The organism is Pseudomonas sp. PA-1-6B (genome assembly GCF_021609545.1).
In the GTDB taxonomy this organism is placed as follows: Bacteria; Pseudomonadota; Gammaproteobacteria; order Pseudomonadales; family Pseudomonadaceae; genus Aquipseudomonas; species Aquipseudomonas fluorescens_BV.
In genome coordinates this window covers 1-24,229 of the sequence record NZ_WJZM01000081.1, presented here as the reverse complement: position 1 = coordinate 24,229, position 24,229 = coordinate 1, and the positions used below count along the sequence as shown (strand labels likewise).

17 protein-coding genes are annotated in these 24,229 nt (G+C 60.7%); 12 read left to right on the top strand and 5 right to left on the bottom strand.

What is annotated here, in order from left to right:
- Window positions 1-245: 245 nt before the first annotated feature.
- On the top strand, window positions 246-1,184 hold the full coding sequence (locus GIV35_RS25445; protein ID WP_236264967.1) for an aspartyl/asparaginyl beta-hydroxylase domain-containing protein: 939 nt from the start codon (window positions 246-248) through the stop codon (window positions 1,182-1,184).
- Between the two features lie 178 nt (window positions 1,185-1,362).
- Here GIV35_RS25445 and acnA read toward each other — a convergent pair whose 3' ends face one another.
- Entirely contained in the window at window positions 1,363-4,104 is a 2,742-nt protein-coding gene (gene acnA, locus GIV35_RS25440) for an aconitate hydratase AcnA (RefSeq protein ID WP_236264969.1), read from the bottom strand.
- 196 nt (window positions 4,105-4,300) lie between these two features.
- Between acnA and rlmM the strand changes: the two genes are divergently transcribed.
- Window positions 4,301-5,377, top strand: coding sequence for a 23S rRNA (cytidine(2498)-2'-O)-methyltransferase RlmM (rlmM, locus tag GIV35_RS25435; protein ID WP_105226166.1), 1,077 nt, complete (start codon window positions 4,301-4,303; stop codon window positions 5,375-5,377).
- A 129-nt stretch (window positions 5,378-5,506) separates the two neighbouring features.
- Window positions 5,507-5,752: a sulfurtransferase TusA gene (gene tusA, locus GIV35_RS25430; protein WP_020302891.1), complete on the top strand. Its 246-nt coding sequence runs from the start codon at window positions 5,507-5,509 to the stop codon at window positions 5,750-5,752.
- On the opposite strand, the gene GIV35_RS25425 is transcribed toward tusA, so the two are convergent.
- On the bottom strand, window positions 5,749-7,143 hold the full coding sequence (locus GIV35_RS25425; protein WP_213153439.1) for an MATE family efflux transporter: 1,395 nt from the start codon (window positions 7,141-7,143) through the stop codon (window positions 5,749-5,751). The two genes, tusA and GIV35_RS25425, sit on opposite strands and share 4 nt — an antisense overlap.
- 250 nt (window positions 7,144-7,393) lie before the next feature.
- Between GIV35_RS25425 and pdxB the strand changes: the two genes are divergently transcribed.
- Window positions 7,394-8,536 carry a 4-phosphoerythronate dehydrogenase PdxB gene (gene pdxB / locus GIV35_RS25420; protein ID WP_236264971.1) on the top strand — a complete coding sequence of 381 codons (1,143 nt, stop codon included), beginning with the start codon at window positions 7,394-7,396 and terminating at the stop codon, window positions 8,534-8,536.
- 53 nt (window positions 8,537-8,589) lie between these two features.
- On the opposite strand, the gene GIV35_RS25415 is transcribed toward pdxB, so the two are convergent.
- Window positions 8,590-8,763, bottom strand: coding sequence for a PA1571 family protein (locus GIV35_RS25415; protein WP_168220169.1), 174 nt, complete (start codon window positions 8,761-8,763; stop codon window positions 8,590-8,592).
- Between the two features lie 214 nt (window positions 8,764-8,977).
- On the opposite strand from GIV35_RS25415, the gene GIV35_RS25410 reads away from it, so the two are divergent.
- A complete protein-coding gene (locus GIV35_RS25410) occupies window positions 8,978-10,804 on the top strand; it encodes an ABC transporter ATP-binding protein/permease (protein ID WP_168220190.1) in 1,827 nt (608 codons plus the stop codon).
- A gap of 68 nt (window positions 10,805-10,872) precedes the next feature.
- Here GIV35_RS25410 and GIV35_RS25405 read toward each other — a convergent pair whose 3' ends face one another.
- Window positions 10,873-12,801 (bottom strand): transglycosylase SLT domain-containing protein, encoded by a 1,929-nt coding sequence (locus tag GIV35_RS25405; protein WP_200649060.1) that lies wholly within the window; start codon window positions 12,799-12,801, stop codon window positions 10,873-10,875.
- Between the two features lie 213 nt (window positions 12,802-13,014).
- On the opposite strand from GIV35_RS25405, the gene GIV35_RS25400 reads away from it, so the two are divergent.
- On the top strand, window positions 13,015-14,937 hold the full coding sequence (locus GIV35_RS25400) for an ATP-binding cassette domain-containing protein (protein WP_034126642.1): 1,923 nt from the start codon (window positions 13,015-13,017) through the stop codon (window positions 14,935-14,937).
- Window positions 14,938-15,056: 119 nt separating this feature from the next.
- Here the strand turns inward: GIV35_RS25400 and GIV35_RS25395 are convergent, their stop codons facing one another.
- Window positions 15,057-15,497, bottom strand: a complete 441-nt coding sequence (locus GIV35_RS25395; protein ID WP_034126643.1) for a universal stress protein — start codon at window positions 15,495-15,497, stop codon at window positions 15,057-15,059.
- A 106-nt stretch (window positions 15,498-15,603) separates the two neighbouring features.
- On the opposite strand from GIV35_RS25395, the gene GIV35_RS25390 reads away from it, so the two are divergent.
- The 6 genes from GIV35_RS25390 (at window position 15,604) to GIV35_RS25365 (ending at window position 23,763) form a co-directional block, all read left to right on the top strand.
- Window positions 15,604-16,041: a hypothetical protein gene (locus tag GIV35_RS25390; RefSeq protein WP_236264972.1), complete on the top strand. Its 438-nt coding sequence runs from the start codon at window positions 15,604-15,606 to the stop codon at window positions 16,039-16,041.
- Window positions 16,042-16,598: 557 nt separating this feature from the next.
- Window positions 16,599-18,746 (top strand): fatty acid oxidation complex subunit alpha FadB, encoded by a 2,148-nt coding sequence (fadB, locus tag GIV35_RS25385; RefSeq protein ID WP_236264975.1) that lies wholly within the window; start codon window positions 16,599-16,601, stop codon window positions 18,744-18,746.
- A gap of 29 nt (window positions 18,747-18,775) precedes the next feature.
- Window positions 18,776-19,951, top strand: coding sequence for an acetyl-CoA C-acyltransferase FadA (fadA, locus tag GIV35_RS25380; protein ID WP_003189650.1), 1,176 nt, complete (start codon window positions 18,776-18,778; stop codon window positions 19,949-19,951).
- A 98-nt stretch (window positions 19,952-20,049) separates the two neighbouring features.
- Complete coding sequence (locus tag GIV35_RS25375) at window positions 20,050-20,286, top strand: DUF1653 domain-containing protein (RefSeq protein ID WP_003189651.1); 237 nt, start codon at window positions 20,050-20,052, stop codon at window positions 20,284-20,286.
- A gap of 114 nt (window positions 20,287-20,400) precedes the next feature.
- Window positions 20,401-23,022 (top strand): type I DNA topoisomerase, encoded by a 2,622-nt coding sequence (topA, locus tag GIV35_RS25370; protein ID WP_003189652.1) that lies wholly within the window; start codon window positions 20,401-20,403, stop codon window positions 23,020-23,022.
- A gap of 219 nt (window positions 23,023-23,241) precedes the next feature.
- Complete coding sequence (locus GIV35_RS25365; protein ID WP_054898792.1) at window positions 23,242-23,763, top strand: DUF6586 family protein; 522 nt, start codon at window positions 23,242-23,244, stop codon at window positions 23,761-23,763.
- Window positions 23,764-24,229 lie beyond the last annotated feature (466 nt).

Sequence of the window (24,229 nt, the reverse complement as noted above, 5' to 3'; positions counted from 1 at the left end):
GATCTTAAGAGCAACCCTGTGGCGAGGGGGCTTGCTCCCGCTGGGCTGCGCAGCAGCCCCACTATCTTGGGAGCGCTTCGCACTCCAGCGGGAGCAAGCTCCCTCGCCACAAGGTTGATGTATGTCACCCGGTCGGTCTGGGCCTTCTGCATAATGGCTCAAGTGTTTATCATGGCCGGCTGTTACGTCTGGTTTCCCATTGACGGAAATTTGCTGGCCAGGCGCTTATTTCCAGGAGTTGCTGCATGACCTTTTCTTTGGCCGCCAAACTGTCGGTGTTGCTGCTGTTCATCGGCAGCACGCTGTATGTGCACTTGCGTGGCAAAGCCCGTTTGCCGATGTTGCGTCAGTTCGTCAACCATTCGGCGCTGTTCGCCCCGTATAACGCCCTGATGTACCTGTTTTCCGCGGTGCCGTCCAAGCCCTACCTGGACCGCAGCAAGTTCCCGGAACTGGATGTGCTCAAGGACAACTGGGAAGTGATCCGCGAAGAGGCCATGCACCTGTTCGACGAGGGCTACATCCGCGCTGCCGAAAAGAACAACGACGCCGGTTTCGGTTCGTTCTTCAAGAAGGGCTGGAAGCGTTTCTACCTCAAGTGGTACGACAAGCCGCTGCCATCGGCCGAGGCGCTGTGCCCCAAGACCGTGGCGTTGGTGAGCAGCATCCCTAACGTCAAGGGCGCGATGTTTGCGCTGTTGCCGGGCGGCAGTCACCTCAACCCGCACCGCGACCCGTTTGCCGGTTCCCTGCGTTATCACCTGGGGCTGTCCACGCCGAACTCCGACGACTGCCGTATCTTCGTCGACGGCCAGGTCTACGCCTGGCGCGACGGTGAAGACGTGATGTTCGATGAAACCTACGTGCACTGGGTGAAAAACGAAACCGAACAGACCCGTGTGATCCTGTTCTGCGACATCGAGCGGCCATTGAGCAACCGCGTGATGACCCGCATCAACCGCTGGGTCAGCAAGCAGCTGGGCCGCGCAACCGCACCGCAGAACCTCGATGACGAGCGCGTGGGCGGCATCAACCAGGCGTACGCCTGGAGCAAGACCTTCAGCGACAAGTTCAGCGGCCAGGTCAAACAGTGGAAGCGCAAGCATCCCAAGGCCTACCGCATTGCGCGACCGGTGCTGGCGGTGGTGGTGTTGGTACTGCTGTGGACGTGGCTGTTCGGCTAAACCGCACACCCTAAAAAAGGCGCTGTATCGATAGATGCAGCGCCTTTTTTATGCCTGGAATGTGATCAAAACTGTGGGAGCTGGCTTGCCTGCGATGGCGGAGTATCAGCTATAAAAATGTTGGCTGACCCACCGCTTTCGCAGGCAAGCCAGCTCCCACCTTTGATCTGCGTTGCTCTTAAGAGGCGATCAACTGGCGCAGCACGTAGTGCAAGATCCCACCCGCCTTGAAGTATTCCACTTCATTCAAGGTATCAATCCGGCACAGCACCTCAACCTTCTCGCTGCTGCCATCCTCCCGAGTGATCACCAACGTCAGGCTCATCCGCGGCTCGATCTCGGCATCGGTCAGCCCGAGGATGTCGATCTTCTCCTTGCCAGTGAGCTTGAGCGTCTTGCGGTTCTGATCCAGCTTGAACTGCAACGGCAACACGCCCATGCCTACCAGGTTGGAGCGGTGGATACGCTCGAAGCTCTCGGCGATCACCGCCTTGACGCCCAGCAGGTTAGTGCCCTTGGCCGCCCAGTCGCGGCTGGAGCCGGTACCGTATTCCTGGCCGGCGATCACCACCAGCGGTGTGCCCGAGGCCTGGTACTGCATGGCGGCATCGTAGATCGCCATTTTCTCGCCCGTAGGGATATACAGCGTGTTACCGCCTTCTTCGCCGCCGAGCATTTCATTGCGGATACGGATATTGGCGAAGGTGCCGCGCATCATCACTTCATGGTTGCCCCGGCGTGAGCCGTAGGAGTTGAAGTCACGCGGCTCCACGCCCTGTTCGCGCAGGTAGCGCCCGGCCGGGCTGTCGGCCTTGATATTGCCGGCAGGGGAGATGTGGTCGGTGGTTACCGAATCCCCCAGCAGGGCCAGCACGTTGGCGCCCTTGACGTCCTCGATCACCGGCAGCGGGCCAGCAATGTCGTCGAAGAACGGCGGGTGCTGGATGTAGGTGGAATCCTGCTGCCACACGTAGGTGGCTGCCTGCGGTACTTCAATGGCTTGCCATTGCTCGTCGCCGGCAAACACTTCGGCATATTCCTTGTGGAACATGCTGGTGCTGACTTGGGCCACGGCCTCGGCGATTTCCTGGCTGCTGGGCCAGATGTCCTTGAGGTACACCGGGTTACCCTGCTGGTCGTTGCCCAGCGGTTCGCTGCTGATGTCGATGCGTACGGTGCCCGCCAGTGCGTAGGCGACCACCAGGGGCGGCGAGGCCAGCCAGTTGGTTTTCACCAGTGGGTGCACGCGGCCTTCGAAGTTACGGTTGCCGGACAGCACCGAGGCCACGGTGAGGTCTGCCTTCTGGATGGCTTTTTCGATCGGCTCGGGCAGGGGCCCGGAGTTGCCGATACAGGTGGTGCAGCCGTAGCCCACCAGGTCGAAGCCAAGCTTGTCCAGGTACTGGGTGAGGCCCGCAGCCTTGTAGTAGTCGGTGACCACTTTGGAGCCCGGCGCCAGGGAGCTTTTCACCCAGGGCTTGCGGGTCAGGCCTTTTTCCACGGCTTTTTTCGCCACCAGCCCGGCCGCCATCATCACGCTGGGGTTGGAGGTGTTGGTGCAGGAGGTAATCGCGGCGATCACCACGGCGCCGTTTTTCAGGCGATAGGTGTTGCCTTCGTATTCATAATCCGCCTCGCCGACCAGGTCGGCATTGCCCACGGCAACGCCGCCTCCGCCTTCGCTTTCCAGGCGGCCTTCTTCTTTGCTGGTGGGCTTGAATTGCAGGTCGAGGAAGTCGCTGAACGCTTGGCCTACATTCGGCAGGGCGACGCGGTCCTGGGGGCGTTTGGGCCCGGCAAGGCTGGCCTCGACAGTGCCCATGTCCAGGGCCAGGGTATCGGTGAACACCGGCTCCTGGCCGGCGTTGCGCCACAGGCCTTGAGCCTTGGTATAGGCTTCCACCAACTTGACCGTCTCAGCCGGGCGACCGGACAGCCGCAGGTAGTCCAGGGTCACCTCATCCACCGGGAAAAAGCCACAGGTCGCGCCATATTCCGGTGCCATGTTGGCGATGGTAGCGCGGTCGGCCAGGGGCAAATCGGCCAGGCCGTCGCCGTAGAACTCGACGAACTTGCCCACCACGCCTTTCTTGCGCAGCATTTGCGTGACGGTCAGCACCAGGTCGGTGGCGGTGATGCCTTCCTTGAGCTTGCCGGTGAGCTTGAAGCCGATCACTTCCGGGATCAGCATCGACACCGGCTGGCCGAGCATCGCCGCCTCGGCTTCGATCCCGCCCACGCCCCAGCCCAATACGCCGAGGCCGTTGATCATGGTGGTGTGGGAATCGGTGCCGACCAGGGTGTCGGGGAAGGCGTAGGTGCGGCCGTCTTCCTCTTTGGTCCACACGGTGCGGCCCAGATATTCGAGGTTGACCTGGTGGCAGATGCCGGTACCCGGTGGTACCACGCTGAAGTTGTCGAAAGCGCTCTGGCCCCAGCGCAGGAAGGCGTAGCGTTCGCCGTTGCGCTGCATCTCGATATCGACGTTCTGCTCAAATGCGCTGGTGGTGCCGAACTTGTCGACCATCACCGAGTGGTCGATCACCAGGTCCACCGGTGACAGCGGGTTGATGCGCTGTGGGTCACCCCCGGCCTTGGCCACGGCAGCGCGCATGGCGGCCAGGTCGACCACGGCGGGTACCCCGGTAAAGTCTTGCATCAGCACGCGAGCGGGGCGGTACTGGATCTCGCGGTCGGACTGGCGTTCTTTGAGCCAGGCGGCGATGGCCTTGAGGTCGGTGCCGGTGACGGTCTTGGCGTCTTCCCAGCGCAGCAGGTTTTCCAGCAGCACCTTGAGGGACATCGGCAGCTTGTCCAGGTCACCCAGGCTCTTGGCGGCTTCGGGCAGGCTGAAGTAGTGGTAGGTTTTGCTGTCTATTTGCAGTGTCTTAAGGGTTCTCAGGCTATCAAGGGATGACATTACATGACTCCTTATGGTCCGCACGGCTACGGACCTGACGGGACGAACAGAGCTATCACGTTAGCGCTGTTTTCATTAGCAGGCTAATAACTGGACTCTATCGCTGAGTCCAAGGTTCCGAACTCGGCTATCATGCGCGCGTTTTCATGACAGGTATTGCGATAGCGCAACGCCGGTTGATTCACCAGGAGATTCAATGAACACCCTTTTTATGCACTGCCGCCCGGGTTTTGAAGGCGAAGTCTGTTCCGAGATCGCGGAGCACGCTGCGCGCCTGAACGTTTCCGGCTACGCCAAGGCCAAGACCGGCAGCGCCTGCGCCGAATTTGTCTGCACCGAAGAAGACGGCGCCCAGCGCCTGATGCACGGCCAGCGCTTTGCCGAGCTGATCTTCCCCAGGCAGTGGGCGCGCGGGGTGTTTATCGACCTGCCGGAAACCGACCGCATCAGCGTGATCCTCGCCCACCTGCGCGAGTTTCCGCTGTGCGGCAGCTTGTGGCTGGAGATGGTCGACACCAATGACGGCAAGGAACTGTCGAACTTCTGCAAGAAATTCGAAGTGCACCTGCGCAAAGCCCTGCTTAACGCCGGCAAGCTGGTGGACGACCCGAGCAAGCCGCGCCTGCTGCTGACCTTCAAGAGCGGCCGCGAAGTGTTCATGGGCCTGGCCGAGTCGAACAACTCGGCGATGTGGCCGATGGGCATCCCGCGCCTCAAGTTCCCGCGTGATGCGCCCAGCCGCTCGACCCTCAAGCTGGAAGAGGCCTGGCACCACTTCATCCCCCGTGACCAGTGGGACGAACGCCTGCACGGCGACATGACCGGCGTCGACCTCGGCGCAGCACCGGGCGGCTGGACCTGGCAACTGGTCAACCGTGGCATGCTGGTGACCGCCATCGACAACGGCCCCATGGCCGAAAGCCTGATGGACACCGGCCTGGTGCAACACCTGATGGCCGACGGCTTCACCTTCGTGCCCAAGCAGCCGGTGGACTGGATGGTCTGCGATATCGTCGAGAAACCTGCGCGCAACGCGGCACTCTTGGAAACCTGGATTGGCGAAGGGCATTGCCGCGAGGCGGTGGTGAACCTGAAGTTGCCGATGAAACAGCGTTACGCCGAGGTGAAGCGCTTGCTGGAGCGCATCGAAGAGGGCTTCAAGGCGCGCGGCATTCGTGTGGAGATCGGCTGCAAGCAGCTCTACCACGACCGCGAAGAGGTGACATGTCACCTGCGCCGCCTGGTAGATGTAAAGAAATCCAAAAGCCGCTGATATTAAATGTGGGAGCTGGCTTGCCTGCGAAAGCGGTATAACAGTCGAAGTTTATGTTGAATGTGCCCCCGTCATCGCGGGCAAGCCCGCTCCCACATTGTTGAGCGGTGCCAGTTTTAGGAGTGAAGTATGAGTCTTGAACAGCCGGTTGATGGCACCCTCGACGCCACCGGCCTCAACTGCCCGGAACCCGTGATGATGCTGCACCAGCACATCCGCGACCTGCCGGCGGGCGGCCTGCTCAAGGTCATCGCGACCGACCCGTCGACCCGTCGGGATATCCCCAAGTTCTGCGTGTTTCTCGACCACGAACTGGTGGATCAGCAGGAAGATGCTGGCACCTACCTGTACTGGATCCGCAAAAAAGCCGATTAAGCCTGCGCCTTTTCGGCCCGTATGCGTCGGCGTGCGCTGCGCGCCAGACGCACCACCAACATCCCCGCCGCACAGCTCAAGCCCACGATCAGGCCTTGCCATAAACCGCTCGGGCCGCTGGGCTCACCGAGCCAGTTGGTCAGGCCCAGGGCGTAACCCACCGGCAGGCCCACGCCCCAATAGGCGAACAAGGTCAGCACCATGGTCACCCGGGTGTCCTGATAGCCGCGCAATGCGCCGGCGGCGGTGACCTGGATCGAGTCAGAGAACTGGAACAGCGCCGAGAACACGATCAGCATCGACGCCAGGTGGATCACCACCGGGTCGGGGGTGTAGATCGCTGCAATCTGCTCGCGAAACAACAGCATCAAGCTGCAGGAAAAACAGGCATACGCCAGTGCGGTGCCCATGCCGACGCCGGCGGCGAAGCGTGCTTCCCGAGGTTCGCCGCGCCCCAACGCCTGGCCGACGCGCACGGTGACGGCCATGCTCAGGGAATAGGGGATCATGAACACCAGGGAGCTGACGTTCAGCGCGATCTGATGGCCGGAAACCACGGTAGCGCCCAGGCTGCCGAGCAACAGGGCAATCACTGCGAAAATGCTCGACTCGGCGAAGATCGCCACGCCAATCGGCAGGCCGATGCCCAGGATGCGCTTGATCACCGTCCATTGCGGCCAGTCGAAGCGCTTGAACAGTTCGCTGCTCTGGTACACCGGGCCCCAGCGCGTCCAGCCGGCCAGGCCCAGCATCATCACCCACATCGCAATGGCCGTGGCCCAGCCGCAACCCACGCCGCCCATGGCCGGCACGCCGAAATGGCCGTAGATGAAGATGTAGTTCAACGGGATATTCAGCGCCAGGCCACATAGGCCCATGACCATGCTCGGCCGAGTACGGCCCAGGCCATCACTGAAGCAGCGCAGCACATAATACAGCGCAATCGCCGGCATCCCCGCAGCGATGCCATGCAGGTAACCCATGGACGGCTCGATCAGATCGGGCTCGACCTTCATCGCATGCAGGATCGGCTCGGCACACAGCAACAGCAGCGCACCGCAGAGGCCGACCACCACGGCCAACCACAACGATTGGCGCACCAACGGGCCGATCTCGGTCAGTTTTCCCGCGCCATAACGCTCGGCCACTTTCGGCGTGGTGGCCAGCAAGGTGCCGGTCATCAGCAGGTACACCGGGATCCAGATCGAGTTACCCAGGCCGACCGCCGCCAGGTCCTGCGGGCTCACGCGCCCGGCCATCACCGCATCGACGAAGCTCATGGCGGTGGTGGCCAGTTGGCCAATCATGATCGGCAAGGCCAGCGTCAGCAGGCCGCGCACTTCCCGGCTGATGCGGGCGGGGCGGGAGAGGGGAGCGGTGGCAGTGTTCACGTACAGGTGTCCAATAAAAAGGCAGTCGCAAGGACGGCGGATTCTACGCGTTGACGCAGCGGTCAGGAAAAAACCTGTGTTAGGGATTTGTAAGCGATGCGCCCAGGCCAGCGCTGACCCCTGTGGGAGCTGGCTTGCCTGCGATGCAGGCACCTCGGTACATCAGGCAAACCGGGTCGATGCAGTCGCAGGCAAGCCAGCTCCTACACAGGATCTTCTGTACACTGCCAATCCGCCAAAGGAGCCTGCCATGCTGATTGTTGCCGACGAAAATATCCCGCTGCTCGATGCATTCTTCGAAGGGTTTGGCGAGATTCGCCGCGTGCCCGGCCGTTCCATCGACCGCGCCACCGTCGAGCAGGCCGATGTACTGCTGGTGCGCTCGGTGACCAACGTCAACCGTTCCCTGCTTGAGGGCAGTAACGTGCGCTTTGTCGGCACCTGCACCATCGGCACCGACCACCTGGACCTCGACTACTTCAAGCAAGCGGGTATCCAGTGGTCCAGCGCGCCCGGCTGCAATGCGCGCGGGGTAGTGGACTACGTGCTTGGCAGCTTGCAGACCCTGGCTGAAATCGAAGGCGCTGACCTCAAGCAGCGCACCTACGGCATCGTCGGTGCCGGCGAAGTCGGCGGGCGCTTGGTCAAGGTGCTCAAGGGCCTGGGCTGGAATGTGTTGGTGTGCGATCCGCCGCGCCAGATTACCGAAGACGGCGACTACGTCAGCCTGCAGCAGATCATCGAACAGTGCGACGTAATCAGCTTGCATACGCCGCTGATCAAGTCCGGCAACGGTTCCACCTGGCACCTGCTTGATCGCCAGCGCCTGGAACAGCTCAAGCCGGGCACCTGGCTGATCAACGCCAGCCGGGGCGCGGTGGTGGACAACGCGGCCCTGCGCGAGGTGTTGCTGGCGCGCGAAGACCTGCAAGCGGTGCTGGACGTGTGGGAAGGCGAGCCCGAGGTGGACGTCGATCTGGCCGACCTGTGCGTGCTGGCCACGCCCCATATCGCCGGTTACAGCCTTGATGGCAAGCAGCGTGGCACCGCGCAGATTTACCAGGCGCTGTGCGCGTACCTGGGCCAGGAACCAAGTATTCGACTGAGTGATTTGCTACCGGCCCCCTGGCTGGCCGAGATGCACCTGAACCCTGAGACGGACCCGGCCTGGGCGCTGGCGACGTTGTGCCGCAGTGTGTACGACCCACGCCGTGACGACGCGGATTTCCGTCGCAGCCTGGTGGGCACTGTGCAGGAGCAGCGCCAAGCTTTCGACCTGCTGCGCAAGCACTATCCGGAGCGTCGCGAGATCGATGGCTTGAAGGTGCGGATCAAGGGTGAGTCAGCGGTACTGGCCGTTATCGTCTCGGCCCTGGGCGCTGAAACGCTGTAAACACTCATAAAAAACCCGGCCACCTGGGCCGGGTCTGAAAGAGCGTGGGCGCTTCAGCCTTGCTGGGCGGGCTTGACCAATCGCTGTTCCAGCTCGCTGCAGGCTTGCTGGATCATTTCTTCGGTAATCTGCACTTCCCGGCCTTTGGCATCGATATACGAGCAAGGCAATCGCTGCGGCTGGCGGATCACTTCAATCTTGGCGTCGCTGCTGTTTTGCAAGGTCATGGCCTGTCTCCTCATCAGGTTGTGTACCTACTTTAATTCCTCCGCATGAACGCGCTGTTACAACTCCTTACACGCTCATCGGTTCGAACACCCAGTCCACCAGAAACCGGTACATATTTCCAGATGAGTCTTAGACCGATAGCCTCTAGCGGCCTGCATCGGTGGGCATAATTAACCTGACTCATTGTTATTTGTGCAAGTTCCCCCAATGTTGATGTATAGACTCTCCATTGGTGATCCTTCCATGTTCTCAATCCGTCAACGCCGTGCGATTCGCCTGGCCAGCCGCTTTATCGCGCCCTACCGCTGGCAGGCGCTTGGCGCACTGCTGGCGCTGATCGTCACCGCTGGCATCACCTTGTCCATGGGGCAGGGCATACGCCTGTTGGTGGACCAGGGCTTCATGACCCAGTCGCCACACCTGCTCAACCAGTCAATCGGCCTGTTCATGCTGCTGGTGCTCGGCCTGGCCGTGGGCACCTTCACGCGGTTTTACCTGGTGTCGTGGATTGGTGAGCGGGTGGTGGCCGATATTCGCCGGCAGGTGTTCAACCACCTGATCTACCTGCACCCAGGCTTCTACGAGAACAACCGCAGCTCGGAAATCCAGTCGCGGCTGACCACCGACACCACCTTGCTGCAATCGGTGATCGGCTCATCACTGTCGCTGTTTCTGCGCAATGCCCTGATGGTGATCGGCGGCATCGTGTTGCTGTTTATCACTAACCCCAAGCTCACCAGCATCGTGGTGGTGGCGTTGCCGCTGGTGCTGGCGCCGATTCTGATCTTCGGGCGCAGGGTGCGCAGTCTGTCGCGTTTGAGCCAGGACCGTATCGCGGACGTCGGCAGCTATGTCGCCGAGACGCTGGGCCAGATCAAGACCGTGCAGGCCTATAACCATCAGGTGCAGGACGAACAGCGCTTCGCCGTTACCGTCGAGGACGCCTTTGTCACGGCACGTAAACGCATCTTGCAGCGTTCCTGGCTGATCACCCTCGTGATCATGCTGGTGCTCGGCGCGGTAGGCGTGATGCTGTGGGTGGGCGGCATGGACGTGATCAGCGGACGCATTTCCGGCGGTGAGCTGGCGGCGTTCGTGTTCTATAGCCTGATTGTCGGCAGCGCCGTTGGCACTCTGAGCGAAGTGCTTGGCGAGTTGCAGCGTGCCGCCGGGGCGGCCGAGCGTATCGGTGAGCTGTTGCAGTCAGGCAACGAGATCCAGGCGCCGGCCACTGGCGGCGTACGTTTGCCGGAACGGGTCAGTGGCCGCATGGAACTGCAAGACCTGCGCTTTTCCTATCCTTCGCGACCGGACAGCTATGCCATCGACGGCTTGAACCTGACCATCAACCCGGGCGAAACCCTGGCCTTGGTAGGGCCGTCCGGTGCGGGCAAATCGACGATTTTCGATCTGCTGCTGCGCTTCTACGACCCCCAGCAAGGCCGCGTCCTGCTCGAAGGCCAGCCGCTGACCGAGCTTGACCCGTTAGACCTGCGGCGCCATTTCGCTCTGGTGTCCCAGAGCCCGGCGTTGTTCTTCGGCAGCGTCGAGGACAACATCCGCTACGGCAACCCCTCTGCCACCATCGCCCAGGTTGAAGCCGCCGCCCGAATCGCCCACGCCCACGACTTTATCCTGAAAATGCCTGACGGCTACCAGACCCACTTAGGTGAAAGTGGCCAGGGCCTTTCCGGCGGCCAGCGCCAACGCCTGGCCATCGCTCGCGCCTTGCTGGTCGACGCGCCGATCCTGCTGCTGGACGAAGCCACCAGCGCCCTCGACGCCCAGAGTGAACACCTTATCCAGCAAGCGCTGCCGCAACTGATGCAGGGGCGCACCACGCTGGTGATCGCCCACCGTTTGGCCACGGTGAAGAATGCCGACCGCATTGCGGTGATGGACCAGGGCAAGCTGGTGGCGGTGGGCACGCATCAGCAGTTGATTGCGAGCAACCCGCTGTATGCGCGGTTGGCGGCGTTGCAGTTCAGTGCAGACCCTGTGGGAGGGGGCTTGCCCCCGATAGCGGCGGATCAGCAATAGGCGTGTGACTGACAGCCTGCAATCGGGGGGCAAAAGCCCCCTCCCACATTAGAAGCAGGTTCAGAGCCTTATTGGTCGTCGAAGTACCGCTCATGCCAATCCACCAAAGGCTGCGGTGAATTGAGCTTCTGCCCGTAGATCACCGAATAAGACAGCACGTTCTGCACATACTGGCGGGTTTCGTCGAAGGGGATGCTTTCCACCCATACGTCGAAACTCAGGTGGTCTGCGCCGCGCAGCCATTGGCGCACGCGGCCTGGGCCGGCGTTGTAGGCAGCGGAGGCGAGCACGCGGTTGCCGTTGAACTGGCTGTGCACCTGGCTCAGGTAAGCAGCGCCGAGCTGGATGTTTTTATCCGGGTCCAGCACCTGGGCCGGGGAGGCCAGGGGGATGCTGAACTTGCGTGCGGTTTCCTTGGCGGTGCCGGGCATCAGTTGCATCAGGCCGCTGGCGCCGACGCCGGAGCGGGCATCGTCCATGAACGCGCTTTCCTGGCGGGTGATGGCAAAGATCCAGCTGGAGTGCAGGCCGCGTACCTTGGCTTCGCGCACCAGGGTGTCGCGGTGGGCCATCGGGAAGCGGATGTCCAGGTCGTCCCAGTACTGCGCCTGGCTGATGGTGCGGATGGCCGGGAAGTACCACTTCATGTCGTAGGCCAACTTGGCCTGGGCGACCATCTCGTCACGGTTGAAATGACGGCTGACGTGGTACCACTCGCGGCGACCGTCGACGATCTGGCCACGGGCGTAGAATTCCAGGGCACGCCGCACCCCAGGGGTATTGCGCACCTTGTTGACCAGCGCCTGGCTCATCACCAGCGGCTTGTTGTTCAACTGGTAAGGGGATTTGGAGCGGTCAGCAGCGAGGAAACCGTAGAAGTCCCGCTCCTTGGCCACGTTTTTGTACAGGACCAAGGCTTGCGGGTTCTTCGGCTCGGCCAGCTCCAGGCTGCGTGCCTGCCAGTAGCGCCAACGGTTGGTGCTGGCCAGGTCCTGTGGGAGTTTGCGGGTCAACTGGTAGGCGTCTTCCCAGCGCGCCAGGCGCAACAGCAGGCGCAGACGCCACTCGGAAACCGTATTGTCGCGCAACTCGGGGTCGTACTTGGTCATGACCTCCAGCGCGCGCGGGTCGAAGCGCTTGGCCAGGGTCAAGCCGATCTCGCGGGCAATCGACACCTTTTCGTCACGGGAGAAGTGCATGCTGCTGGCGTAGCCATCGAGCAGCGACATGGCTTTGTCCGGATCCTGGCGCGCCAGGCGACGCAGCCCCAGGCCCACGGCGTCAGCCATGGCCTCGGTGGCCGGCTGGAAGCGCGATGGGTCGCTGAGCATGTCCGGCTTTTGCGCCACATCCACCATCAGGCGGCCCTGGGCGCCAAGGGTCGGCAGGGTTTTCACAAGGCTGTTGGCCAGCGCGTAGTTACGCGCTTCGGCGGCGAGCTTGGCGCGGTCCCAGATCTTCTGCTCGGTGAGTTGGCCGGCAGCGGCCCATTGGCCAAAGGTGGCGTCACAGGCGGCTGGCTGGGATTTGCCGGTCATCCACAGTTTTTCGGCGGTCTTGTAGCCTTCGGCTTTCAGATTGTGGCTGAGCTGGTACTGGCCATGCAGGCAGTCCAGCTCGACGAAATTGAGCTTGGTGTCGTAGTACTTTTCAAAAGTCTGCCAATCGCCGCGTTCGGCCAGCCAGCGCAGCCAACGCAGTTTCATCCAGTTGGCCTGGGGCAAGTCGCCGTGTTTGGCGAGGAATTGTTCGATTTCCTCGTTGCTCGCGGTTTTCAGGCGCGCGGTCAACTCGTCATAGGCCAGATAGGGCGTGAGCGGGTAGTCGGCCAGGGCCTGGCTGTATTGCATGTAAGGGCCGGTGTCGCCCTTGGCCAGGGCGCGTTTGGCTTGATCGTAATACTGGCGTTGAGTGGTGAGATCCACCGCCTGGGCGGATTGAACGGCAGTGGCGGAAAGAAGCAGACAAGATAAAAAATTGAAAAGGCGACTGCGCATGAGACGTCCGTGCAGAGAAATCACGACTAGCACCGGCACTGCCGACACTGATTGCCCCTAGCTTAGCCTTTTGCCATCGGCGCGCGAAAGCTTTGCTGGCTGGTTCGTTCAAGTTCGCCGGAAATGTCCTACAGAACGTGTCAATAGAGAAAATGCCGACCGCATCCCACCCTCAAGTCAGGTAGAATGCGCGCCCAGTTTTTGGAGAAGCGTATGACCCTGCTCAAATTCAGCGATGTGTCCCTTGCTTTCGGCGCCATGCCGTTGTTGGACAAGGTGTCCTGGCAGATCGCCCGTGGTGAGCGGGTGTGCATCATCGGCCGCAACGGCACCGGCAAATCCAGCATGATGAAGCTGGTAAAAGGCGACCAGAAGCCCGATGACGGCTCTGTCTGGCGTGCCCCGGGCCTCAAGATCGGCGAATTGCCGCAAGAATTGCCGGTGGCCGACGGACGGACAGTGTTCGACGTGGTAGCCGAAGGCCTGGATGGCGTTGGCGAGTTGCTCGCGCAATACCATCACCTGGCGCAGAACTGCGTCACCGAGGAAGACCTGGACAAGCTGATGCACGTCCAGCAAGACCTCGAAGCCCGTGATGGCTGGCGCTTGCAGCAACTGGTGGACAGCACCCTGAGCCGCCTGCAACTGCCGGCCGACAAGACCCTCGCCGAATTGTCCGGTGGCTGGCGTCGTCGCGTGCTGCTGGCCCAGGCGCTGGTGTCCGAGCCGGACCTGCTGCTGCTCGACGAACCGACCAACCACCTGGACATCGGCGCCATCGCCTGGCTTGAAGAGGCCATCAAGGACTTCCAGGGCGCCGTGCTGTTTATCACGCACGACCGTGCATTCCTGCAGAGCCTGGCCACGCGCATCCTCGAGCTGGACCGTGGCGGCCTGATCGACTGGAACGGCGACTACGCCAGCTTCCTGGTGCACAAGGAAGCCGCCCTGGCGGCTGAAGAAACCGCCAACGCACTGTTCGACAAGAAGCTGGCCCAGGAAGAAGTCTGGATCCGCCAGGGCATCAAGGCCCGTCGCACCCGTAACGAAGGCCGCGTGCGTGCCTTGAAAGCCTTGCGCGTCGAACGCAGTGAGCGCCGCGAGCGTACCGGCAAGGCCAATATCCAGCTCGATACTGCCGACAAGTCGGGCAAGCAAGTGATGGTGCTGGAGAACGTCAGCTTCCATCACCCTGACGGCCCGTTCCTGATCAAGGACTTCTCCATGGTCCTGCAGCGTGGCGATCGTATCGGCCTGCTGGGCGCCAACGGTACCGGCAAGACCACCTTGCTCAAGCTGATGCTCAGCGGTCTGCAACCGACCAGCGGCAAGGTCGAAGAGGGCACTCGCATCGATGTGGCCTACTTTGACCAGTTGCGCCACCAGTTGGACCTGGAAAAGACCGTGATCGACAACGTCGCCGAAGGTCGCGACTTTATCGACATCGACGGCCAGAGCCGCCACGTACTCAGCTACCTGGGCGACTTCCTGTTCAGCCCGCAACGTGCGCGCACGCCGGTCAAGGCCTTGTCTGGTGGTGAGCGTGCGCGTTTGCTGCTGGCCAAGCTGTTCAGCAAGCCGGCCAACCTGCTGGTCCTCGACGAACCGACCAACGACCTCGACGTGGAAACCCTGGAACTGCTGGAAGAGGTCTTGCTGACCTTCAACGGCACCGTGCTGATGGTCAGCCACGACCGGGAATTCCTCGACAACGTGGTCACCAGCACCCTGGTCTTCGAAGGTGAAGGCAAGGTGCGTGAATACGTGGGCGGTTATCAGGACTGGCTGCGCCAGGGCGGTTCTCCGCGCTTGCTGGGCGTGACCGAGAGCAAGTCGGGCAAGGCCGACCTGAATACGGCGGTGGTGGCTCCGGTCGCTGCCGAAACGCCAGCGCCGGCTGCTGAAGCTGCGCCTGCCAAGAAAAAGCTCAGCTACAAGTTGCAGCGTGAACTGGAAGCCTTGCCAGGCGATATCGATGCCAAGGAACAGCAGATCGCTGCGGTGGAAGCGGAAATGGCTGACGCCGGCTTCTACCTGCGCCCTGCGGCAGAAACCGCCAAGGTCATCGCCTCTCTGGAGACGCTGAACCAGGAGCTGGAAGCGTTGGTTGAGCGTTGGGCCGAGCTGGATGCCTGACTGATCGACCCGCAATAAAAAAGCCCGGCACTCTTCATGAGCGCCGGGCTTTTTAATATGAAATGCGATTCAACTGTGGGAGGAGGCAAGCCAGCTCCCACATTAGACCTCTATTGGTCTTACGAACTCTTTACCAGTTTGACGGCCAGTACATCGCACGGCGCACCATGCAATACATCATTGGCGGTGGAGCCCAGCAGCAAGGCCAGGCCGTGGCGCCCATGGCTACCTACTACGATCAGGTCACAACCCTGTTCTTTGGCCAGGTGGTGGATTTCCTGGCGCGGTTGACCGTAGGTAAGGTGGGAATTTTCCTTGCTGACTTTGGGATACTTGAGGATCAAGCGGTCGAGGCGCTCCTTGGCCTGGTCGAATTGTTGCTGCTGCAGCTGGGAAAGGTCCATCGGCACGTCACCACCAAAGGCCATGGCCATGGGCTCGACGATGTGTACCAACGACAGTTTGGCGCCATTGGCAATTGCGGATTCCTGTGCGCGCTTGATCACTGGATCGCACTCTTCGGTCAGGTCGACAGCGACCAGAATATGTTCGTAGGGCATGAGGCGTTCCTCCAGGGGGGCTGCAATAAGTTCAGTATGGCTGCTTTCAAGCGGATGGGGTTGCCGCAGATCAAATCCGCTCATCTAGAAATTCGGGAGTACACATATGACGGTCTGGATAGTGGTGTCAATCCTTGCGGTGGTTTTAAGCCCCCTGGTATGGCTGCGCCCTTCGCGCCAGCAGAGTGGGCGCATGGCCCTGCGCATGGAGGCACGCCGCATCGGGTTGGCCATGCAGTTGGCGCCCCAGGAGTGGCCGCACTGGCTCAAACAGGAGCCGCCGAGCCCCTGTGCGCAGTACTGCCGACCGCGGCGCGGCAACGCGCCCGCAACCTGGAGCTACTGGCAGCTGGAGCCGGGGCTGTGGGTTAATCAGTGGCGTGAACCCTGTGTGGATGAGAAGTTGTTGCCGCATTTTGCAACGCTGCCGGCAAACATCTACAAGGTCGAGGCCGACAAACAAATGATTGCCCTGTATTGGGGCGAAAAGGGCGACGCGAGCGTCCTGAAAGATATTGATACGCTGCTCAAGGCCCTGGCCTGACCCACACCTGTAGGAGCGAGCTTGCTCGCGAAAATCGCCAACGATAACGCGGATAATCAGGCTATACGCGGCGCTCTCCAGGTTTTCGCGAGCAAGCTCGCTCCTACAGGAAAGCCGGGCAATAAAAAGCCCGACATCATCATCGGGCTGGAGGTGGCCAGGCAGGCCGGTAGATCTGTAGGTTGCCGCTAGCCTAGCCGTGTATTGCTTTCTGTACAGCTTTTTCCCACACCTTTTCTATTATTGATCCTGTGAATATTTGAATATTGACGGGTGGCTAGCCTGTGGGCCGGGTTCTGAAATGACTGGAAAGTCGCGTTTTTCCTAGCCTTTGGAGCGATTGACAATTGCTCGGAATTGGATGAAGGTGGCGTACCCAAATCAAACGGGCGTATGAATTGAGCGTTTGCCTGTCAGACGACTCATACAAAACCCGACTATCGCACTGGCGGGTGTGCCTGGCGGATTGGCGTGAGCATTGATTCAACTGTCAATGTCAAACCAGAGACCAGCGTCCAGTGTGTACTGTTCAGCTTCCATATCGTGGAGATCAGTTGATGATTTACGAAGGTAAAGCCATCACGGTTAAGGCTCTTGAAAGTGGCATCGTCGAACTCAAATTCGACCTCAAGGGTGAGTCCGTCAACAAGTTCAACCGTCTAACCCTGAACGAACTGCGTCAGGCCGTAGACACCATCAAAGCAGATGCTTCGGTCAAGGGCGTGATCGTCTCCAGCGGCAAGGACGTGTTTATCGTCGGCGCTGACATCACCGAATTCGTCGACAACTTCAAGCTGCCCGATGCCGAGCTGGTGGCTGGCAACCTCGAAGCCAACAAGATCTTCAGCGATTTCGAAGACCTCAACGTGCCGACCGTTGCTGCCATCAATGGCATCGCGTTGGGCGGCGGCCTGGAAATGTGCCTGGCGGCAGACTTCCGTGTCATGTCCGCGACGGCCAAGATCGGCCTGCCGGAAGTCAAGCTGGGCATCTACCCAGGCTTTGGCGGTACCGTGCGCCTGCCGCGCCTGATCGGTGCCGACAACGCGATCGAATGGATCGCCGCCGGCAAGGAAAACAAGGCTGAAGACGCACTGAAAGTCGGTGCTGTCGACGCTGTAGTGGCTCCGGACAAACTGGCCGAAGCCGCGCTGAACCTGATCAAGGGCGCCATCAGCGGCGAATTTGACTACAAGGCCAAGCGTCAGCCGAAGCTGGAAAAACTCAAGCTCAACGCCATCGAACAGATGATGTCGTTCGAAACCGCCAAAGGTTTCGTGGCCGGCCAGGCCGGCCCGAACTACCCGGCGCCGGTTGAAGCGATCAAGACCATCCAGAAGGCCGCGAACTTCGGTCGCGACAAAGCCCTGGAAGTGGAAGCGGCAGGCTTCGTCAAACTGGCGAAAACCTCGGCGGCCCAGAGCCTGATCGGCCTGTTCCTGAACGATCAGGAACTGAAGAAAAAGGCCAAGGCCTATGACGAAATTGCCAAGGATGTGAAACAGGCCGCCGTACTCGGCGCCGGTATCATGGGCGGCGGTATCGCCTATCAGTCGGCGTCCAAAGGCACGCCGATCCTGATGAAAGACATCAACGAGCACGGTATCGAACAGGGCCTGGCCGAAGCCGCCAAGCTGCTGGTGGGCCGCGTTGATAAAGGTCGCATGACCGCTGCAAAAATGGCTGAAGTGCTTAACGGCATTCGTCCTACGCTGTCCTACGGCGATTTCGGCCACGTCGACCTGGTGGTCGAAGCGGTTGTCGAAAACCCGAAGGTCAAGCAAGCCGTACTGGCTGAAGTGGAAGCCCAGGTCAAAGATGACACCATCCTGGCCTCCAACACCTCGACCATTTCCATCTCGCTGCTGGCCAAGGCCCTCAAGCGTCCGGAAAACTTCGTCGGCATGCACTTCTTCAACCCGGTGCACATGATGCCGCTGGTGGAAGTGATCCGTGGCGAGAAGTCCAGCGAGCTGGCCGTGGCCACCACCGTTGCCTACGCCAAGAAAATGGGCAAGAACCCGATCGTGGTCAATGACTGCCCGGGCTTTTTGGTCAACCGCGTGCTGTTCCCGTACTTCGGCGGTTTCGCCAAGTTGGTCAGCGCCGGTGTGGATTTTGTGCGCATCGACAAGGTCATGGAAAAATTCGGCTGGCCAATGGGCCCGGCGTACCTGATGGACGTGGTCGGCATCGACACCGGCCACCACGGTCGCGACGTCATGGCTGAAGGCTTCCCGGACCGCATGAAAGACGACCGTCGTTCGGCTGTCGATGCACTCTACGAAGCCAAGCGCCTGGGCCAGAAGAACGGCAAGGGCTTCTACGCCTACGAGGCCGACAAGAAGGGCAAGCAGAAGAAAGTGGCCGACCCGTCGGTGCACGAAGTACTCGCTCCGGTCATCTACGAACAGCGTGAGGTGTCTGACGAAGACATCATCAACTGGATGATGATCGCCCTGTGCCTGGAAACCGTGCGTTGCCTGGAAGACGGCATCGTCGAAACCGCCGCCGAAGCCGATATGGGCCTGGTGTACGGTATTGGTTTCCCTCCATTCCGTGGTGGTGCGCTGCGTTACATCGACTCCATCGGTGTGGCCCAGTTCGTTGCCCTGGCTGATCAGTACGCTGATCTGGGCCCGCTGTACCACCCGACCGCGAAGCTGCGTGAAATGGCCAAGAATGGCCAGAGCTTCTTCGGTTAAGTGCCCAGACGACTAGAGCGAGAATATTTATGAGCTTGAATCCAAGAGACGTCGTGATTGTCGACTTCGGTCGTACGCCGATGGGCCGCTCCAAGGGCGGCATGCACCGCAACACCCGCGCCGAAGACATGTCGGCGCACCTGATCAGCAAAGTGCTGGAGCGCAACACCAAGGTCGACCCGAACGAAGTCGAGGACGTGATCTGGGGCTGCGTCAACCAGACCCTGGAGCAGGGCTGGAACATCGCACGCATGGCGTCGTTGATGACCCAGATCCCGCACACCGCGGCCGGCCAGACCGTCAGCCGTCTGTGTGGTTCGTCGATGAGCGCGCTGCACACCGCTGCGCAAGCGATCATGACCGGCAACGGCGATGTGTTCGTGGTCGGCGGCGTGGAGCACATGGGCCACGTCAGCATGATGCACGGCGTCGATCCTAACCCGCACATGTCCCTCTACGCGGCGAAAGCCTCGGGCATGATGGGCCTGACCGCGGAAATGCTCGGCAAAATGCACGGCATCACCCGTGAAGCCCAGGACGCCTTCGGCCTGCGCTCCCACCAGCTCGCCCACAAGGCGACTGTGGAAGGCAAGTTCAAGGATGAAATCATCCCGATGAACGGCTACGACGAGAATGGTTTCCTGAAACTGTTCGACTACGACGAAACCATTCGTCCGGACACTACCCTGGAAAGCCTGGCGGCCCTCAAGCCAGCCTTCAATCCAAAGGGCGGCACCGTGACAGCCGGTACTTCCTCGCAAATCACCGATGGTGCTTCGTGCATGATCGTGATGTCGGCGCAGCGTGCCCAGGACCTGGGTATCCAGCCGCTGGCCGTGATTCGTTCGATGGCAGTGGCGGGTGTGGATCCGGCGATCATGGGCTATGGTCCAGTACCGGCCACACAAAAAGCCTTGAAGCGCGCAGGCCTTTCCATCTCCGATATCGACTTCTTCGAGCTCAACGAAGCTTTCGCCGCACAGGCCCTGCCAGTGCTGAAAGATTTGAAAGTACTCGACAAGATGAACGAGAAGGTTAACCTGCACGGCGGTGCGATTGCCCTGGGCCACCCATTCGGTTGCTCCGGTGCGCGTATCTCTGGCACTTTGCTTAACGTGATGAAGCAAAATGGCGGCAACCTTGGGGTTGCAACCATGTGCATTGGTCTCGGCCAAGGCATCTCTACCGTCTTCGAACGCGTCTAAACGTTCGGTTGACGGAAGCCGGGGCCCAGTGCCCCGGTTTTTGTTTTTTGGAACTTTTAAATATTTTTTTTCAACAAATTTTGCATGAGGGCCAGAGCATGAAAGTCGAACCAGGGCTCTACCAGCATTACAAGGGGCCGCAGTACCGTGTTTTCAGCGTGGCGCGCCACTCTGAAACCGAAGAAGAAGTGGTGTTTTACCAAGCGCTGTATGGCGAATACGGCTTTTGGGTGCGCCCTTTGAGCATGTTCCTGGAGACCGTCGAAGTTGACGGCGAGCAGGTCCCGCGCTTTGCTTTGGTCACGGCCGAACCCAGTCTTTTTACAGGGCAATAACGGCAGGTCGCGCAGAATGCTGCGCTTGACCTCATCCGGTTGCCACTATATATAGCGTTGCCGCGTCAGGCGCCAACTGCCTTTCACTTCTCGAATTCAGGAATTTTCCGATCCATGGGCAAATCGCTGGTCATTGTGGAATCCCCGGCTAAGGCCAAGACCATCAACAAGTACTTGGGCAACGAGTACGTGGTGAAGTCGAGTATCGGCCATATCCGAGACCTGCCCACCAGCGGTTCGGCTAGCGCCAGCAAGGAGCCTGCCGCCAAGCGCGGCAAGGCCGCCGCGGGCGAAGGTCCGGTACTCACGCCTAAAGAAAAAGCGCGCAAGCAACTGGTTTCGCGCATGGGTGTGGACCCGGACCATGGCTGGAAGGCCAAATACGAAATCCTTCCGGGCAAGGAAAAGGTCATCGAAGAGCTGCGCCGGCTCGCCAAAGATGCTGACACCATCTATCTCGCGACGGACTTGGACCGCGAAGGGGAAGCCATTGCCTGGCACCTGCGCGAAGCCATCGGCGGTGATGACAGCCGCTACAAGCGCGTGGTGTTCAACGAAATCACCAAGAAAGCCATTCAGGAAGCCTTCTCCAAGCCGGGCGAGCTGGACATCGACCGTGTCAACGCCCAGCAGGCACGTCGCTTCCTCGACCGCGTCGTCGGCTACATGGTCTCGCCACTGCTGTGGGCGAAGATCGCTCGTGGCCTGTCCGCCGGCCGTGTGCAATCGGTGGCAGTCAAGCTGGTGGTGGAGCGTGAGCGCGAGATCCGTGCGTTCATCCCTGAAGAATACTGGGAAGTCCACGCCGACCTCGGCACTGCCAAGGGCGCCAATGTACGCTTTGAAGTGGCCCGTGAGAAAGGCGAGGCCTTCAAACCGCTGAACGAAGCCCAGGCCATGGCCGCGCTGGAGAAGCTCAAGGCTTCCAGCTACAGCATCGTCAAGCGTGAAGACAAACCGACCAGCAGCAAGCCGTCGGCGCCGTTCATCACCTCCACCCTGCAACAGGCCGCGAGCAATCGCCTGGGCTTCGGGGTGAAGAAGACCATGATGATGGCCCAGCGTCTGTATGAGGCTGGCTACATCACCTATATGCGTACGGACTCCACCAACCTGTCGCAAGACGCGGTGGCGATGGCGCGTACCTATATTGAAAGCGAATTCGGCAAGACCTACCTGCCGGAGAAGCCGAACGTCTACAGCAGCAAGGAAGGCGCACAAGAGGCTCACGAAGCGATTCGTCCTTCCGACGCCAACACCACGCCTGCCAAGCTGAGCGGCATGGAGCGCGACGCTGAGCGCCTCTACGAGCTGATCTGGCGCCAGTTCCTGGCTTGCCAGATGCTGCCGGCGCAATACCTGTCTACTACCGTCAGCGTGGGCGCGGGCGATTTCGAGTTGCGTGCCAAGGGCCGTATCCTCAAGTTCGACGGCTACACCCGTGTGATGCCGCAGATCGCTAAGCCTGGCGATGATGATGTGCTGCCGGACATGGCCCAGGGCGACACGCTCAAGCTGATCAAGCTCGACCCGTCCCAGCACTTCACCAAGCCGCCGGCGCGTTATTCCGAAGCCAGCCTGGTAAAAGAGATGGAGAAGCGCGGTATCGGTCGTCCGTCGACCTACGCGGCGATCATCTCCACCATCCAGGACCGTGGCTACGTTGCGCTGCACAACCGTCGTTTCTATTCGGAAAAGATGGGTGACATCGTGACCGAGCGTCTGTCGGAGAGTTTCTCCAACCTGATGGACTACGGCTTCACTGCCGGCATGGAAGAGAACCTCGATGACGTGGCCCAGGGCGAACGCGACTGGAAAAACGTGCTGGACGAGTTCTACGGCGACTTCAAGAAAAAGCTCGAAGTGGCTGAGAACCCCGAGAACGGGATGCGCGCCAACCAGCCGGTGATGACGGATATTCCGTGCACTACCTGCGGTCGACCGATGCAGATTCGTACCGCCTCCACCGGCGTGTTCCTCGGTTGCTCGGGCTACAGCCTGCCGCCCAAAGAGCGCTGCAAGGCGACCGTCAACCTGGTGCCGGGCGATGAAATCGCGGCTGACGACGAGGGTGAGTCCGAGTCGCTGGTGCTGCGTGGCAAGCATCGCTGCCCGATCTGCAGCACGGCGATGGACGCCTACCTGCTGGACGAGAAGCACAAGCTGCACATCTGTGGTAACAACCCGGATTGCAACGGCTACGAGATCGAAGAGGGCACCTATCGCATCAAGGGCTATGAAGGCCCGAGCCTGGAATGCGACAAGTGCGGCAGCGAGATGCAGCTCAAGACTGGCCGTTTCGGCAAGTTCTTCGGGTGCACCAACCCAACCTGCAAGAACACCCGCAAACTGCTGAAAAGCGGTGATGCGGCGCCGCCGAAGATGGACCCGGTGAAGATGCCCGAGCTCAAGTGCGAGAAGGTCAACGACACCTACATCCTGCGTGACGGCGCTTCGGGGCTGTTCCTGGCTGCGAGTCAGTTCCCGAAAAACCGCGAGACCCGTGCGCCACTGGTGATGGAGATCGTGCCGCACAAGGACGAGATCGATCCGAAGTACCACTTCCTGTGTGAAGCGCCGAAGAAGGACCCGGATGGTCGCCCAGCCGTGATCCGCTACAGCCGCAAGACCAAGGAGCAGTACGTGCAGACCGAAGTGGACGGCAAGCCTACTGGCTGGAAAGCGTTCTACGACGGCGGCAAGTGGAAGGTCGAGGACAAGCGCCAGGGCGCTTGATCCGCTAGTCTGTTAACGCCAAAAGCCGTCTGTATAGACGGCTTTTGCTTACTGTAGGATTGAGCTTGTTGTGGCGAGCAAGCTTGCTTGCGCTAGGGTGTGAAGCGCCCCCAATAGCTGGCGACTGCTACGCAGTCGAGCGGGAGCAAGCTCCCTCGCCACAGCAAGCTCGCTCCTACGCAGTCAGCATCATGCCTATTCGTTGTGGAGATTGCCGTCATGGCCAACGAACTCTATACCCGTACCAACCAGAAAATTTACTTCGCGGGTTTATCCCTGGAGGCCCTTGGCCGTGCCGAGGAAGGGAAAGAGATGAACGCCATCGCTCTGGTACAGGCGGGGCGCGAAGCGGCGTTGTTCCACCTGTACGGTGCCTTGCTGGGGCTCTGCCATGAAATCGCCGGGTTCTACCGCCTACCCCAGGCCGGTGCGCCGCGTGCAGAAATGATCATGAATCGTGAAGTGCTGGACGCCATGGCCATCCCCGAGTTGGCCGAACTGGTGGAAATGGCCCAGAGCCCCGACAGTTGGGTGGCGCGGCTGCTCAAAGCCCATGCGGATATGTTTCAGCCGCCGCGTATTCCCCATGTGCCCAAGGGGGATGTCACCCAGCCGCTGATCGTCGCCGTGGCCTTGGAACAGGATGAGCCCAAGCCTTTGAGCCGCGAAGAGTTGGAAGGCTGGCGCCAGGAGTTGAAGAAGATGGCGCTGCGCTTTCGTGAAGGACTCAACGAGTGCTGAAGGAGTAAATGAGGGGGCTGGCTGCGCAGCGACGCTGAACCTGTGTCGAGGGAGCTTGCTCCGCGACGGCCGGACGGCCGACGCTTATCTACCTGACGCCCTAGGATCCAAACGTGGGAGCTGGCTTGCCTGCGATGACGGCCTGCCAGCCGACACCTATCTACCTGATTCCCTGCGATCAAACTGTGGGAGCTGGCTTGCCTGCGATGGCGGCCTGACAGGCGACCCTGTTATACCGAGTACATATCCATTCCTGCGGTAACGGCCACTTAGGGTTCCGCCTGACGGCGGGTCACTTTCGAAAAGCCGGAATGCCGGCCCAGACAAAAGTAACCAAAGCGCTCTTGCCCCACCACTCGGCACCTCGCCTAGGCTCGGTGTGCCCGAACACAGGCTTGAATCCGTGGGCCGCCGCCACGCGCCATCCATGGCGCGGGGCGGCTAACCCGGCGTCCTGCCGGGTTAC

Coding starts and splice junctions, on each gene's coding strand:
- GIV35_RS25445 (WP_236264967.1), top strand. CDS start 246: ATGACCTTTTCTTTGGCCGCCAAACTGTCGGTGTTGCTGCTGTTCATC.
- acnA (WP_236264969.1), bottom strand. CDS start 4,104: ATGTCATCCCTTGATAGCCTGAGAACCCTTAAGACACTGCAAATAGAC.
- rlmM (WP_105226166.1), top strand. CDS start 4,301: ATGAACACCCTTTTTATGCACTGCCGCCCGGGTTTTGAAGGCGAAGTC.
- tusA (WP_020302891.1), top strand. CDS start 5,507: ATGAGTCTTGAACAGCCGGTTGATGGCACCCTCGACGCCACCGGCCTC.
- pdxB (WP_236264971.1), top strand. CDS start 7,394: ATGCTGATTGTTGCCGACGAAAATATCCCGCTGCTCGATGCATTCTTC.
- GIV35_RS25415 (WP_168220169.1), bottom strand. CDS start 8,763: ATGACCTTGCAAAACAGCAGCGACGCCAAGATTGAAGTGATCCGCCAG.
- GIV35_RS25410 (WP_168220190.1), top strand. CDS start 8,978: ATGTATAGACTCTCCATTGGTGATCCTTCCATGTTCTCAATCCGTCAA.
- GIV35_RS25405 (WP_200649060.1), bottom strand. CDS start 12,801: ATGCGCAGTCGCCTTTTCAATTTTTTATCTTGTCTGCTTCTTTCCGCC.
- GIV35_RS25400 (WP_034126642.1), top strand. CDS start 13,015: ATGACCCTGCTCAAATTCAGCGATGTGTCCCTTGCTTTCGGCGCCATG.
- GIV35_RS25395 (WP_034126643.1), bottom strand. CDS start 15,497: ATGCCCTACGAACATATTCTGGTCGCTGTCGACCTGACCGAAGAGTGC.
- GIV35_RS25390 (WP_236264972.1), top strand. CDS start 15,604: ATGACGGTCTGGATAGTGGTGTCAATCCTTGCGGTGGTTTTAAGCCCC.
- fadB (WP_236264975.1), top strand. CDS start 16,599: ATGATTTACGAAGGTAAAGCCATCACGGTTAAGGCTCTTGAAAGTGGC.
- fadA (WP_003189650.1), top strand. CDS start 18,776: ATGAGCTTGAATCCAAGAGACGTCGTGATTGTCGACTTCGGTCGTACG.
- GIV35_RS25375 (WP_003189651.1), top strand. CDS start 20,050: ATGAAAGTCGAACCAGGGCTCTACCAGCATTACAAGGGGCCGCAGTAC.
- topA (WP_003189652.1), top strand. CDS start 20,401: ATGGGCAAATCGCTGGTCATTGTGGAATCCCCGGCTAAGGCCAAGACC.
- GIV35_RS25365 (WP_054898792.1), top strand. CDS start 23,242: ATGGCCAACGAACTCTATACCCGTACCAACCAGAAAATTTACTTCGCG.